The sequence below is a fragment of the Streptodolium elevatio genome (genome assembly GCF_053592165.1).
In genome coordinates this window covers 434,288-448,093 of sequence record NZ_JBSFVE010000004.1, presented here as the reverse complement: position 1 = coordinate 448,093, position 13,806 = coordinate 434,288, and the positions used below count along the sequence as shown (strand labels likewise).

Genomic DNA, 13,806 nt, shown 5'->3' with positions numbered 1-13,806 from the left:
ACGCCCGGTCCCATTCCGAACCCGGAAGCTAAGCTCTTCAGCGCCGATGGTACTGCACTCGAAGGGGTGTGGGAGAGTAGGACGCCGCCGGAATTTACTTACAATTAAGGGGTTCCACCGCTCGGTGGAACCCCTTAATTGCGTTTGCAGATCTTTTTCAGTCCCGTAGGAATTCCCACCGGCGACAGCGTCAACACGCCTGGTGCGCCGGGCCTCTTCCGGTGCGGGACAATGGGAGTCGCGGCCGTGGTGACGGCCACGCCCGTTCGATGATCCGAGGAGTCAAACCCATGTCCAATCCCTCTGAGGGGCGACCGCATCGCCGTTCCGGTGGTTCGCAGAACTCGGGGGGTGCCGGTCGGCGCGGACCTGGTGGCGGCGGACGATTCTCGGGTGGTGGATCCGGAGGCGGTGGCGACCGCCGGCCGTTCCGCAACGACGGCGGTGGTTCGCGCGAAGGCGGCGAACGTCGTCCGCACCAGCCGCGCGACGACCGCGGCGGCAGCTCCGGCGGACGTGACGACCGGCGTCCCTCCTATGGTCAGCGTGACGGCGGCGGCGACCGACGTCCTCCGTACAACCGTGAAGGTGGCGCCAGTGGCGGGGGTGGCGGCGGTGGCGACCGTCGCCCGCCCTTCAACCGCGATGGCGGGGACCGGCGTCCGCCTTACAACCGCGACCGCGACGACCGTGGTGGGCGTGACGACCGCCGCCCGTCCTTCGGCGATCGCGACCGCGGCCGTCAGGGTGCTCCGGGCGGAAGCGGCGGGGCCGGCGGCGGTGAGCGTCGCTCGTTCAACCGGGATCGTGAGGACCGTGGTGGCGAGCGTCGTACGTTCCAGCCGCGTGACGACCGTCGTCCCTCTTACGGTGACCGGGGTGGGGACCGCGACCGGCGTCCGTCCTACGGCGACCGTGCCCCGGATCGTGACCGTCGTCCGTCGTACGGGGATCGGGACCGTCAGGGCGGTGGCAGTGGTGGTGGCGAGCGCCGCTCGTACCCGCCCCGCGACGACCGACGCCCCTCGTCCTACGGCGACCGCGACCGCGGCGCCCAGGGCGGCGGCAGTGGCGCCCAGGGCCGGGGAGGCCGCGAAGGCCGTCCTTTCCAGCGGGACAACCGCGACGACCGTGGTGGCGAGCGCCGTACGTTCCAGCAGCGTGACGACCGCCGCCCGTCCTTTGGCGACCGCGGCGCGGACCGGGGAGCCGACCGGGGACCGCAGCGTGGTGGCGACCGCGACCGGCGTCCGTCGTACGGCGACCGTGCCCCGGATCGTGACCGTCGTCCGTCGTACGGGGATCGGGACCGTCAGGGCGGTGGCAGTGGTGGTGGCGAGCGCCGCTCGTACCCGCCCCGCGACGACCGACGCCCCTCGTCCTACGGCGACCGCGACCGCGGCGCCCAGGGCGGCAGCCAGGGTGGCGGCGAGCGCCGTTCCTTCAGCCGGGATCGTGACGACCGTGGGGGAGAGCGTCGTACGTTCCAGCCGCGTGACGACCGTCGTCCCTCTTACGGTGACCGGGGCGGGGACCGCGACCGGCGTCCGTCCTACGGCGACCGTGACCGCGGCGACCGCCAGGGACAGTCGGGTGGCCGCGACGATCGGCGCCCGTTCCAGCAGCGTGACGACCGCCGTCCGTCTTACGGCGACCGCGGTGCCGACCGGGGAACTGACCGGGGAGCAGAGCGTGGTGGCGACCGCGACCGCCGTCCTTCGTACGGCGACCGCGGCCCGGATCGGGATCGGCGTCCCTCCTACGGGGACCGCGACCGCCAGGGCGGCGGCGCCGGCGGCGGTGAGCGTCGCTCGTTCAACCGGGATCGTGACGACCGTGGGGGAGAGCGTCGTACGTTCCAGCCGCGTGACGACCGTCGTCCCTCTTTCGGTGACCGGGGCGGGGACCGCGACCGGCGTCCGTCCTACGGCGACCGTGACCGCGGCGACCGCAACGACCGTGGCGACCGCGGGAACCGCCGTCCGTTCCAGCACGACGAGCGCGAGCGCCGTGGCGACCACTCGCCCATCGACCGGCTGCCGATCCCGGCGGACGTCACCGGCGAGGAGCTCGACTCCGCGGCACGCCGCGAGTTGATGAGCCTCCCGAAGACGCTTGCCGACGACGTCGCGAAGAACCTCGTGATGACCGGGCGCCTGGTGGACGAGGACCCCGAACAGGCGTACCTGTACTCGCGTGTGGCCCTGCGGCTCGCGTCGCGGGTTGCGGCGGTGCGTGAGGCGGCGGGGATCGCCGCGTACATGACGGGCCGCTACACCGAGGCGCTGTCCGAGCTGCGGGCTGCCCGGCGTATGACGGGTTCGGCGGAGCACTGGGCGGTCATGGCCGACTGCGAGCGCGGGCTCGGGCGTCCCGAGCGTGCGCTGCAAATGGCCGGCGCGCCTGAGGTCAAGGAGCTCGACAAGGCCGCCCAGATCGAGCTGCGCATCGTGGCCGCCGGCGCGCGCCGCGACATGGGCCAGCTCGACGCGGCCGTCGTCACGCTCCAGGTGCCCGAGCTGAACGCGCAGGGCACGAAGGAGTGGACGGCACGGCTGCGGTACGCGTACGCCGACGCGCTCCTCGAGGTCGGGCGTGAGGACGAGGCACGCGAATGGTTCGCACGTGCGTCGGACGCGGACGCGGACGGCTCGACGGGAGCCGCGCAGCGGCTCGCGGAGCTGGACGGCCTGGAGTTCGTCGACGCGTACGACCCCGAACTCGACGACATCGACGAGGAGATTGACGAGATCGAGTCGTCGCGCGGTGACCGCGAGGGCGCCCGCCGCGACAACCGTCCTGCCGCGGATGACGTCCGCGACGAGGGCGAGGACGAGGGCGAGATCGACGTCTTCGCCGACGACGACCTCGATGACGACGACGATCTGGAACCCGACGACGTCGTGGACGTTGACGCCGACGACGTCGAGCGGGACGACGAAGAAGACGACCAAGAAGACGACGAGGACGATGACGAGGACGACGAAGCCCCGTCCGACTCCGACTCCGATTCCGAGGCGGACGACGACGCCGACAAGCGCGACTGACGCCCGACGCACGACACGTCGTCGGCTCAGCCGATAGACGGGCGAGTGGCCCGGCACCGGATTTCCCGGTGCCGGGCCACTCGCTTTTGTGCGTCCCTCACACGGACCCCCGCAGGGATCTGTCCGTCCGTCAGGTCGAGGTCCCGGCGCCACTGGTCACGGTCAGCTTGGCCGTTGCCTCGCGTCCGCTGCTCACGCCTCGCGCCTTGACGGTCGACGTGCCGGAGGTGTCGCCGGCGTACTCGGTCACCGTGACCTTCCCGGAGGAGTCCGCCGTCGCCAGTGCCACGGTGCCTGCCGAGACGCCGGTGCGGGTGACCTCGATGTCCTCGTCGGCCTTGAACCCGGTCAGCACGATGTCGACGTCGCCGCCGACCGCGACGGTCGCCGGGCGCAGGGTCATCTTGGCGGTGGGCGCCGGGGCGCTGGGCGACGAACCGTCCGCGGTGACCGTCAGCGTGGCGTTTGCGGCGGCGCCATTGTCGGCGCCCTTCGCCTGGAGGCTGTACGTCCCCGGCCCCTGGTCCTCGGTGAGCTTGAGTGTCGCGGTACCGGTGTCGTCCGCTTCGGCCTGGCCCAGCTTGGCGGGTTCGTCTCCGGTACGCGTGAACAGCACGTTCTCGCCGGGCTCGAAGCCGGTCGCCTTTGCGGTGAACGTGCCGCCGTCCGCGACCGTCGTGGGCGCGAGGGCGAGTTGGGGCCCGCCGGGGGTGCCGCCGCTGCCGCTCGGGACGGGTTCGACGTCCTCCGGCTTGGCGACGGTCAGTTCGGCGCTCGCGGTCAGGCCGCTCTGGGAGCCGTGTGCGTAGACGGTCTTCTCGCCGGTCTTGGCGTCGGCGTCTGTGGTGATCGTCGCGGTGGCCGTGCCGTTCTTGTCGGCGGTGGCCACGGCGTACGGCTTGTTCTTCGCGTCCTTCGCGTCCTTCGGGCCGAAGTTGACGGTCTCGCCTGGGCGGAAGTTCGATGCCGTGGCCTGGTACTCCGCTCCCGGGACGACCTCGGCCACGGAGAGCATCAGGTCGGGTTCCGGGACGATCTTCGCGCCGGCCCGGTCCGCGTCGCCCGCGCTGCCCTGGGGCCGCTCGATGCTGGTGTCGTCGGCGACGTCGAGGTTTGTGAGCTTGAACGTCGCGACCTCGTCCTTGACCGGCTTGACCTTGCGGACCTTGTCGGGGCGGTAACGGCCTTTCCAGCCGGGGTCGTTGATCTTGACGTCGATGTTCTCGATCTTCGCCTTACTGGCGCCCAGCGGATTGCCGCAGTTGCATTTCACCGCGGGCAGGCCGTTCGCCCGTACGAGGACGGCCATTCCGGCGGGCAGCAGCGACTCGTACGCGTCCGCCTTGCCCTTGGTGAACCGGTGGTTCTTGACCAAGGTGTCGAATCGCAGCGTCACCGGGGTCAGGGCGTTGATGAATTTCGGGATTTCGTCGACCTGGATGCCCATGACCCGCGCCCACTCGGCGGCCTTCTTGGCATTGGCCGGGGCGGTCAGAAAGGCGATGAGCTGCTTCTTGTCGCAGACACTGGCCTTCAACGAACCGCCGTAGAGGCCGACTTCGTCGCCCTCGTGGGAGCCGCCCTTGCCCACCGGGGTCACATCGGTGCGGTCCTGAGCGGTGGCGTGCGCCAGGAACGCGTCGGCCCCGGCCACGAGAAGCGCCTCGGCGACGACCGGGACGAGCTTCTTCGCGCCCTGCGCCAGGAGGGGGCCGCAGCCGGACACCGTCATCGCGAGCGCCGCGACGACGGCCACCAGGGCCCCGAGAACTGTGGGCGGACGGGTGCTCCGTGGCCGCGGCTGCGGCGTCGCCACTCGCGTCGGAAATCCTGCCGGGTTTTTCGTCGACCGGGCGGATCGCGGCCGCTCGGATGCGTACTCTGGCCCTCTGTCGGAAGGCATGCCGGAATACGGGAAGACAGACACTTCGGGACTCCCCCCACATCGGCCGGCGTACCCCCGCGCGGCCTCTGCCACTTCCTATCTCATCAAAGATGCCCCTTCGACGACGCGGGCGCACCACAGTTTTTCCACGACTGGGCAACAGAGTTGGTGTTTTTGCGGGGTCGGAACGTTTCGGCTGCCGAAGTCGAAGATCGCGGAAGGAGGAATTCTCGTTGGGAGGCGTGGCACCGGCAACTCGGCCCCGGAAATGCGGCGCGCATGGTCGGAATCATGATCGGAATTCGGGGGCCCCGGGCCGGGCTCAAGGGCGTTCGGCAGGCGGATGGCCGCCAGGTCGGGTTCGAGGGCGTTCAGCCGGGCTCCGGGGTTCGGCGCCCGCGCCGGGGCTGCGGCGGCAACCCTGTCGATCATGACGAGACGTTCCCCGGGCACCCATCTAGTTCACTATGATAACTAGCCCTGACTGATTGGGCATCAGCCGAGTGCGAGGTCGCCGCACGGCGGTGATCGTCTCCAATAGCGTCCGGCCATGGCGAGGACGAGGCGCGCGGGGCGCACTCGGACCCGGAGCCGGACATCGTGCGCTTCGGCGTCGTCGGCGCCGTTCTCCTTGCCGCCGCCCTGGCCCTGCTCGCCGGCGGGATCTACCTGGCGGCACGCTGACTTGGCGGCACGCTGACCTGCCGGCCCCGCCACCCGTCCCGGTCGGCTCAGTCCAGCGACAGGCTGCGCAGGACCAGGCCGGTGGCGGGCTTGGGGCCGAACGACGTGGACTTGCGGGGCATGCGTACCGACTGCTGGGCGAGTTCGCGTACGACGCTCTCGCTCGTCGGGCGGAGGATGAGCGCGCTGCCGCCGGTGCGCTGCGCCTCCCGTATGGCCGCCACGGCGTCGTGGTGGTACGTGATGTGCGCCGGGTCGTCGGGGACCCGCCAGACGTGGTCGAGCAGCGCGGCGTGCAGGATCGTCGCGTCGAGGGAGCGCCACGCCGCCGGGCGGTCGTACCGGACGGCCTGGTGGAGCAGTTCCGGGTCCGGGTCGGTGAGCAGGTGGAACGTGCCGTCGCCGGTCAGGAGGTACGCCGGCCCCTCCGCGCGTTCGAGCGTCCACAGCACCGACGGCCACGGGTCCTCGACGCGGCGGGACAGGAACGCCCCGGAGCCCGCGGGGCCGTGGGACCGCAGTTCGTCGAGTACGCGCGGCACGGACAGGCCGGGCAGCACGCGGTGGATCGCGCCGACTTGGAGGGGGTAGCGGGCCGTGTCGACGAGCAGCACGAGGCCGCGGTCCCAGGCCCCGGCACCCAGCCCGGACGCGTGCGCGTCGTCGCGGAGGCGGCGGTAGCCCGCCCAGCGGTGGTGGCCGTCCGCGATCAGCGCCTGACGGGTCGCCAGGTCCGCCGCGATGCGTGCGAGTTCGGCGGGGTCGGTGACGGCCCACAGGCGGTGCTCGGTGCCGTCGGGCGTGCGCGTGTCCAGCAGCGGCCGCCCGGCGGTCGCGGCGCAGTCGACCGCGTCAGAGGCGGGGCCGTCGCCGGTGTACGCGAGCAGGATCGGCTCCGGGTTCGCCTGCGTGGCGCGCATCAGCTCGGTGCGGTCGGCGACGGGGCCGGGCATCACGTCCTCGTGCGGCAGGACGGCCGGGTTGCCGCCCCGACCGTCGCCGAGCGCGAGGGCGCCGATCAGGCCGCGCTGGTGTGCGGTGGCGGTGATCTGCTCGTAGACGTACAGCGCGGGTTCGGGGTCGGGGCGCAGGATGCCTTCCCCGAGCCAGGTGCGCAGGGTCACCCCGGCGTGGGCGTACGGGCCCTCGGCGCCGCACGCGTCCGCGCGCGGCAGGACGATGCGCACGATGTTGTGCGGCTCGGCGTCCTCGAGGAGACCGATTCCGCCGGGCTCGATCACGTCGTACGGAGGCGAGGTGACGAGCGCGAGGTCGCCGACCTTCGCGGGGTCGTAGCGCAGCCCTCGGAATGGCGCGAGATCAAGCCCGTTCGTGTCGGCGTGGTCCATGACGGGCATGCTACGTCCATGATCGCGCGGGAGCGCCGGGTTCCCCGGCGGCCGCGGGTCGGGTTGTCGCGCGGGGGTCGCTGACCGCGCGGCCGCCCCGGCGGCGTCGGGCGCGACGGACGGGAGCGGACGATGACGGGTGGGCCGCAAGAGCAGTTCGGGGGCGGGGCGGGCGAGTCGCGCGGCGGCCCGGATTCGCCGTCCGGGGGAGGGGCTCCACAGGGGGATGTGTACGACTGGTACCGCCGTGGCCTGGACCTGCTCGATTCGGGTCACCCCGCGGCGGCGGCCCAGTTGCTGGCCCGGGCGGCGGGGGTGGCGCCGGAGTCGCGGAGCGTACGTGAGGCGCTGGCCCGCGCGCTGTTCGACGCGGGCCAGCACGCCGAGGCGCTGCGCGAGTTCCGGGTGGTCGCGGAGTCGGATCCGGCGGACGACTACGCGCAGTTCGGGTGGGGGCTGTCGGCGGCCCGGGTGGGTGACTTCGAGACCGCGGTGGAGCATTTGGCGCTGGCGGTCGCGATGCGCCCTGGGACCAAGCACTACCGTGTGGCGCTGACCCAGGCGCGGGCGACGCTGCGTGCGCGGGAGGGTGAAGGCGCGCGCAAGCGCGGCGGCTCCCCGGGCAAGGACGGTATGGGCGGAGCGGGTGGTGTGGGTGGAGTCGGCGACGTGGGCGATGCGGGAGGACGGTCGGCGTGAGCGATGAGGTGGCGGCGGAGGGCGGCGCGGGAGCGACGGGCGGCGGGTCGGCCGATGCCGGGGGCGGCAAGGGGGCGCAGGTGCCTGCGGAGGCGTACGACGTCGCGCTCCTGGACCTCGACGGCGTCGTCTACACGGGGCAGAAGGCGGTGCCACACGCTCCTGAGGCGCTCGAACGGGCGCGCGGGATGGGGATGGCGCTGGCGTACGTCACCAACAACGCGTCGCGCACGCCGGAGGCCGTCGCCGCGCACCTGACCGAGATCGGGGTGCCGGCCGACCCGTCCGACGTGGTGACGTCCGCGCAGGCCGCGGCGCGCCTGGTGGCGGAGCGGTTCCCGGCCGGGTCGGCGGTGCTGGCGGTGGGCGGTGAGGGGCTGGTCGCGGCGTTGCGCGAGCGGGGCCTCGAACCGGTGTCCTCGGCGCAGGACGATCCGGTGGCGGTGGTGCAGGGCTTCGCGCCGACGGTGGACTGGGCGCTGCTGGCGGAGGCGTCGTACGCGGTGGGCGCCGGACTGCCGTGGATCGCCTCCAACCTCGACCTGACGATCCCGACCGAGCGCGGCATCGCACCCGGCAACGGCGCGCTGGTGGGGGTTGTGCGTGCGGCCACGGGCGTCGAGCCGGTCGCGGCCGGGAAACCGGAACTGCCGTTGCACCGCGAGTCGATGCTGCGTACGAAGGCGAAGCGCCCGCTGGTGGTGGGGGACCGCCTGGACACCGACATCGAGGGCGCGGTGAACGGGGGCGTGGACAGCCTGCTGGTGATGACCGGCGTGACCGACGTGCCGCAGTTGCTGGTCGCGTCGCCGCGTATGCGTCCGACGTACGTGGCGGCCGATCTGCGGGCGCTGCTGGCCGAGTTGCCCCGCCCGACCGAGGCCGAGGACGGGGACGGCGCCTGGGTCTGCGGCGACTGCACGGCGCGGGTCGACGGCGGCCGCCTGGTGCTGGAGGGCGACGGCGAGCCGTACGACGCCCTCCGCGCCGCCTGCGCAGCCGTCTGGGCCGCCTCCGACGCCGCCCCGGAAGCTGCTTCTGACGCTGCTTCTGACCCCGCTTCCGACGACGCCGACGACGACGCGCCCAAGTCCTCCGAAGCCACCGGCGTGGACCTCTCCCACGCCGCCAAAACGCTCGCCGCCCTGGGGCTGTGACCGCAGGGCGGTGACTGCCGGGGCGGGGTGGGTCGCCGTCAGACGAGTTTGCGGAGGGTCAGCAGGTCCTTGAAGGACGCTTCCAGCTTGACACGGCCGCGCGCCCAGGCGGAGGCGAAGTTGAGGTCGCCGTTGACGAGGGCGACGAGGTCGTCGCTCGACGTCTCCAGGCGGATCTGGGCCTTGTCGCGGGCGGGTTCGGTGGTGATGTCGTGCAGGGCGGCGTCGTGCAGGCGGCCTGTGAAGGTGGTGTCCAGGTCGGTGATGCGGCAGCTGAGGCTGCGGTCCAGCCGGGCTGCGCGGCCGAGGTCGCCGTCGGCGCCGCCGAGCTTGGCGGAGAGTTGTTCGAGTGCGATGCGGCATTCCTCGACGGTCGCCATATGTGGAGTGTCCCCTTCCGGTCCCGGCCCGCTGCCAGACGGTACCCCGGGTTCGGGGTGACCTATCCCTTGTCCCTGATGTCCCCGATCGGCCCGCTGCGCGCGGTCTGCGGGGCGGGGACGCGGTAGCGTCGATTGCGAGAGACCACGGCAGGAGTCGGGGGCGCCGGAACGCGGCGTGTCACGACCCGGGTTCGTGCGGGACGAGACCCGCACGTACCGCCGCCAGCCCGAGGGAGCCCCAGGAGGCGCCGGATCATGCGTGACGCACTGCGCAGCTACTTGCAGATTGCGAGTGGCCTGACCGAGATGACCGTGCAGAAGGTGACGGAGGCGGCCAAGCAGCTCGTGGAGAAGAGCGGCGTGGACCTCGATCACGTCCCGGCGCAGGTGGCGCAGCAGGCGCAGGCCGTGCCGCAGTACGTGCAGCAGGTGGCGGACGATCTGTTCGCGACCGGCAAGGCGAACCGGGACCTGCTCGTCGGAGTGGTGCGCAGCGAGGTCGACAAGGCCATGGGACGGCTGCGGCCGTGGACGGACGACCTGCGGCGCGTCGAGGACGACTTGGCGCGGGCCGAGCGGCGGATCACCGACCTGGAGCACCGGTTGGCCGTGTTGTCGGCTCCGCCGCGGGCGACCCGGGCGCAGGCCGTGCCGGTCGCGGACGACGAGCGGGCGGACGAGGAGCGTGTGCCGGTGCGCAAGCCGGCGCGTGCGGCGGCCGCCCCGGCGCCGCCTTCGGTGCCCGAGGAGGATGCTCCGTTCGCGCGCCGGGCGGTCACCCCGGCGAAGGCGGCGAAGCGCGCGGCTGCCAAGCGGGCCCCGGCGAAGACCACACCTGCCAAGACCGCACCTGCCAAGACCGCACCCGCCAAGACCGCACCCGCCAAGACCGCACCCGCGAAGAGCACGGCGTCGAAGTCCACTGCCGCCAAGGCCACTTCGGGCAAGACCGCGGCCGACAAGCCCGCCGCCGGGAAGAAGGCCCCGGCGAAAGCACCCGCCAAGAAGACGGCACCGGCGAAGCCGGCGGCGGTGCCGAAGCCGGCGGCTCCGCCGAAGCCCCCGACGGACCAGGACGGTTCGCCGCAGTAGCGGACTCGTAGGAGTAGCAACGGTCGGACGTCGGCGTACGGGCGCTGCGGCCGGTCGGCCTCACGCGGGACGACGCGGGCGGCGGTACGTGGGCGAGCGACGCCCCGTACCGCCGCCTGCTGTCGTATGCGCGGAAGAGTGCGACGGAGCGGGGCCGTGGGCGCCGGCTCAGCGTGCCGCGGCGTCCGTCGGCGGGTACGCCGCGGCGAACAGGTCCGGCAGCCTCGCCACGAGCGGCATGTAGCGCCCGTCCTCGAAGGGGACGTCCGGCTCGTTGGCCAGTTGCTGGGAGATCGGGCCGGTGATGAGGCTCGCCAGCAGGTCGAGGCCGGCCGGACCGGCGGCGTCCGGGTGGAGCTCGCCGCGTTCGACGGCGGCGAGGACGAGGCCGTGCATGAGGTCGCGGATCTGGAGTGCCGGGGCGTAGGCCTGCGGCGTGGGGACGTACTTGGGGACGGTCCGCCAGAACAGCAGCTGCGCGAGCGTCTGGTTGCCCATGATCCAGCGGGCTCCCGCGTCGAACGCCGTGCCGATGGCGGCGAGGCCCGGCTCGGGGGCGCGGGCGGCGGCCTCGGTGACGGTGTCGCGGTACTGCTCCTGGCCGCGCTGGAACAGGGCGTCGTACACCGCGTGCCGCGACGGGAAGTACTTGTAGAGCGACGGCGGACGGATGCCCAGGCGGCGGGCCACCGCGGCCAGGCTGAGCCCCGCGACGCCCTCCTCGGCCATGAGGTCGAGGGCGATGTCGAGGATCTCCTCGCGCGTCTCGGCGCGGCGGCGGCTCCGCCGGTCGCCGACCGGTACGGGACCTGCCGTCGCGGGTCCGGCCGACGTCGCGGCCTCGCTTGCCTTCACGGGACCAGCGTATCGGTGTCACCGTCCCGGAATAGTATGGCTGTAGCTTTAGCTATGGGTAGTAGCCAAGTAAACGAGTCGAGGGAGGACGCCGTGGATCGCCAGCCGACCCGCGAAACCACCGGTCGACCCACCGGGCGCGGCCAGGACGAGCGCGTACGGGGTGAGCGCGTACGGGAAGAGCAGCAAGGGCAGCGCCAAGAGCGAAGGCACGGGCAGGGCGAGGAGGGCGCCCGAGCCCGGCAAGGCGCGCCGGAGCACCGCGGACACGACCGCCAGACCCCCGTCGACCCCGCCACGCGCGGCTGGATCGTGGTGGAGGGTGCCCGCGAGCACAACCTCAAGGACGTGTCGCTGCGCATACCCAAGGGGCAGCTGACCGTGTTCACCGGCGTATCCGGCTCGGGCAAGTCGTCCGTCGTGTTCGGCACGATCGCGGCCGAGGCACAGCGGCAGCTCAACGAGACGTTCACGGCGTTCGTCCGCAACCGGCTCGGCAAGCGCGAGCGGCCGAAGGCGTCCCGTATCGAGAACCTGTCCGCGGCCGTGGTCGTCGACCAGCGCCCGGTCGGCGGGAACTCGCGTTCGACGGTCGGCACGATGACCGAGATGCAGTCGGTGCTGCGCGTGCTGTTCTCGCGGTTCGGCACGCCGAGCGCGGGCTTGGCGGCGGCGTACTCGTTCAACGACCCGCAGGGGATGTGCCCCGAGTGCGACGGGCTCGGCCGCACCATGCGCCTCGACGTCGACCTGTTGGTGGACCGCACCAAGTCGCTGAACGAAGGCGCCATCGACTTCCCGGCGTTCAAGGTCGGCAGCGCCGCCTGGCAGCTGTACGCCCAGTCCGGCGTGTTCGATCCGGACAAGCCGGTCGGCGAGTTCACCCCAGAGGAACGCGAACTGCTGCTGTACGGCGGCGGCTTCACCGTGGACCGCCCGGGCCGTCACGAGGTGTACCGCAACGAGTACCAGGGCGTCGCCACCCGCTTCGAACGCCTGTACCTCAAGCGCGGCGAGGACGCGATCAGCGACCACAAGCGGGCCGCGGTCGAGCGCGTGGTGCGGCAGCAGGCGTGCCCCGCGTGCGGCGGCGCGCGGCTCAACCCGGCGGCGCTGGCGTCGCGTATCGACGGTCGCAACATCGCGGACTGGTCGGCGATGGGGATCGGCGACCTGATCCCGCTGCTGGCGCGGATCGACGAGCCGGTGGCGGCCGAGGTGGCGGCCGAGGCGCTGGCCGGGCTGCGCCGAATCGAGGCGGTCGGGCTCGGCTACCTGAGTTTGGACCGCGCCACGTCGACGTTGTCCGGCGGCGAGGGGCAGCGGCTGAAGACGGTGCGGCATCTGGGGTCGAGCCTGACCGGCGTGACATACATCTTCGACGAGCCGACGGTCGGGCTGCACCCGCGCGACGTGCACCGGCTGGGCCATCTGATGCTGGAGCTGCGCGACAAGGGCAACACGGTGCTGGTGGTCGAGCACGACCGCGACGTGATCGCGCTGGCGGACCACGTCGTCGACATGGGGCCGGGCGCGGGCCGGCACGGGGGCGAGGTCGTGTACGAAGGGCCCGCACGGTTGCTGGTCGGCGCCGCGACGCCGACCGGACGGCGGCTCGGGAGCGTGTCGGGGCTGAAGGGGGCGTACCGCACGCCGCGCGGTGTGCTGCGGGTGACGGACGCCGCGCTGCACAACCTGCGCGATGTCTCCGTCGACGTGCCGACCGGGGTGCTTTGTGCGGTGACGGGGGTCGCGGGCTCGGGCAAGAGCACGCTGATGACCGGCGCGCTGGTCGACCAGCACCCGGACACGGTGGTGGTGGACCAGTCGGCGATCGCCTCCTCGAACCGCTCCACGCCCGCGAGTTACACGGGCGTGCTGGACGTCGTCCGCAAGCTGTTCGCCCAGGCGAACGGCGTGAGTGCCGCCTTGTTCAGCTTCAACTCGGCGGGCGCGTGCGAGAACTGCCGCGGTCGCGGGTCCGTGCAGACGGACCTGGCGTTCATGGACCCGGTGACCACGGTGTGCGAGGTCTGCGGCGGTACGCGCTTCCGCGACGAGGCCCTGCGGCACACCCTCGGCGGCCGGACGATCGTCGATGTGCTCGGCATGACCGTCGAGGAGGCGGTCGAGTTCTTCGGCAACGGCAACGGCAACGGCAACGGCGAGGGCGGCGGCGAAATCGGCGGCGGCGACGCGCGCGTCGCGGGCCCGCTGGCCCGGCTGGCGGACGTCGGCCTCGGATACCTGACCCTCGGCCAGCCGCTGTCCACCCTCTCCGGCGGTGAACGCCAGCGCCTCAAACTGGCGGACCGGCTGGGCGAGTCCGGGCAGGTGTACGTGTTCGACGAGCCGACGACCGGCCTGCACATGGCCGACGTCGACGTACTGCTCGCGCTGATGGACCGCCTGGTCGACGCCGGCAACACGGTGATCGTGATCGAGCACAACCTCGATGTGGTCAAGCACGCCGACTGGGTGATCGACATCGGTCCCGAGGCGGGCCGCCGCGGCGGCAGCGTCGTGTTCGCCGGCACTCCCGCGGAGTTGTCGGGCGCCGACACGCACACCGCCCACTACCTCCGCAAGGACCTCGCGGCCGCATCCCCGCCTCGCGCCGCCTGATGGCGTTGACTGGGCCGCGAGAGGCGGCGC

General features: G+C 72.4%; 10 protein-coding genes and 1 rRNA gene. 5 read left to right on the top strand and 6 right to left on the bottom strand.

Annotated features, from left to right (window positions below; genetic code table 11):
• Nucleotides 1–93, top strand: a 5S ribosomal RNA gene (gene rrf / locus ACWD12_RS11715); the annotation flags it as partial.
• A 41-nt stretch (nt 94–134) separates the two neighbouring features.
• On the opposite strand, the gene ACWD12_RS11710 is transcribed toward rrf, so the two are convergent.
• On the bottom strand, nt 135–2,021 hold the full coding sequence (locus tag ACWD12_RS11710; RefSeq protein WP_450099371.1) for a hypothetical protein: 1,887 nt from the start codon (nt 2,019–2,021) through the stop codon (nt 135–137).
• Nucleotides 2,022–2,096: 75 nt separating this feature from the next.
• On the opposite strand from ACWD12_RS11710, the gene ACWD12_RS11705 reads away from it, so the two are divergent.
• Entirely contained in the window at nt 2,097–3,047 is a 951-nt protein-coding gene (locus ACWD12_RS11705) for a hypothetical protein (RefSeq protein WP_450099370.1), read from the top strand.
• Between the two features lie 130 nt (nt 3,048–3,177).
• On the opposite strand, the gene ACWD12_RS11700 is transcribed toward ACWD12_RS11705, so the two are convergent.
• Both ACWD12_RS11700 and ACWD12_RS11695 read right to left on the bottom strand, forming a co-directional pair.
• A complete protein-coding gene (locus ACWD12_RS11700) occupies nt 3,178–4,803 on the bottom strand; it encodes a DUF6777 domain-containing protein (protein ID WP_450099369.1) in 1,626 nt (541 codons plus the stop codon).
• Between the two features lie 860 nt (nt 4,804–5,663).
• On the bottom strand, nt 5,664–6,965 hold the full coding sequence (locus tag ACWD12_RS11695; protein WP_450099368.1) for a DUF1015 family protein: 1,302 nt from the start codon (nt 6,963–6,965) through the stop codon (nt 5,664–5,666).
• 132 nt (nt 6,966–7,097) lie between these two features.
• Here ACWD12_RS11695 and ACWD12_RS11690 point away from each other — a divergent pair, with 132 nt between their 5' ends.
• On the top strand, nt 7,098–7,664 hold the full coding sequence (locus ACWD12_RS11690) for a tetratricopeptide repeat protein (RefSeq protein WP_450099367.1): 567 nt from the start codon (nt 7,098–7,100) through the stop codon (nt 7,662–7,664).
• A gap of 80 nt (nt 7,665–7,744) precedes the next feature.
• Nucleotides 7,745–8,821 (top strand): HAD-IIA family hydrolase, encoded by a 1,077-nt coding sequence (locus tag ACWD12_RS11685; RefSeq protein WP_450099388.1) that lies wholly within the window; start codon nt 7,745–7,747, stop codon nt 8,819–8,821.
• A gap of 38 nt (nt 8,822–8,859) precedes the next feature.
• Here ACWD12_RS11685 and ACWD12_RS11680 read toward each other — a convergent pair whose 3' ends face one another.
• The 3 genes from ACWD12_RS11680 to ACWD12_RS11670 all read right to left on the bottom strand — a co-directional run bounded on the left by ACWD12_RS11680 (nt 8,860) and on the right by ACWD12_RS11670 (nt 11,151).
• The gene (locus ACWD12_RS11680) at nt 8,860–9,201 is read right to left on the bottom strand and encodes an alkyl sulfatase C-terminal domain-containing protein (protein ID WP_450099366.1); all 342 of its coding nucleotides are present in this window, start codon (nt 9,199–9,201) and stop codon (nt 8,860–8,862) included.
• Between the two features lie 374 nt (nt 9,202–9,575).
• Nucleotides 9,576–10,112 (bottom strand): pentapeptide repeat-containing protein, encoded by a 537-nt coding sequence (locus ACWD12_RS11675; protein WP_450099387.1) that lies wholly within the window; start codon nt 10,110–10,112, stop codon nt 9,576–9,578.
• Between the two features lie 352 nt (nt 10,113–10,464).
• Nucleotides 10,465–11,151, bottom strand: a complete 687-nt coding sequence (locus ACWD12_RS11670; RefSeq protein ID WP_450099365.1) for a TetR/AcrR family transcriptional regulator — start codon at nt 11,149–11,151, stop codon at nt 10,465–10,467.
• A gap of 312 nt (nt 11,152–11,463) precedes the next feature.
• Here ACWD12_RS11670 and ACWD12_RS11665 point away from each other — a divergent pair, with 312 nt between their 5' ends.
• Entirely contained in the window at nt 11,464–13,776 is a 2,313-nt protein-coding gene (locus ACWD12_RS11665; protein WP_450099386.1) for an ATP-binding cassette domain-containing protein, read from the top strand.
• Nucleotides 13,777–13,806 lie beyond the last annotated feature (30 nt).

Bases quoted from the DNA above. Each gene is read 5' to 3' on its own strand.
- ACWD12_RS11695 (WP_450099368.1), bottom strand. From the start codon at position 6,965: ATGGACCACGCCGACACGAACGGGCTTGATCTCGCGCCATTCCGAGGG.
- ACWD12_RS11690 (WP_450099367.1), top strand. From the start codon at position 7,098: ATGACGGGTGGGCCGCAAGAGCAGTTCGGGGGCGGGGCGGGCGAGTCG.
- ACWD12_RS11680 (WP_450099366.1), bottom strand. From the start codon at position 9,201: ATGGCGACCGTCGAGGAATGCCGCATCGCACTCGAACAACTCTCCGCC.
- ACWD12_RS11705 (WP_450099370.1), top strand. From the start codon at position 2,097: ATGAGCCTCCCGAAGACGCTTGCCGACGACGTCGCGAAGAACCTCGTG.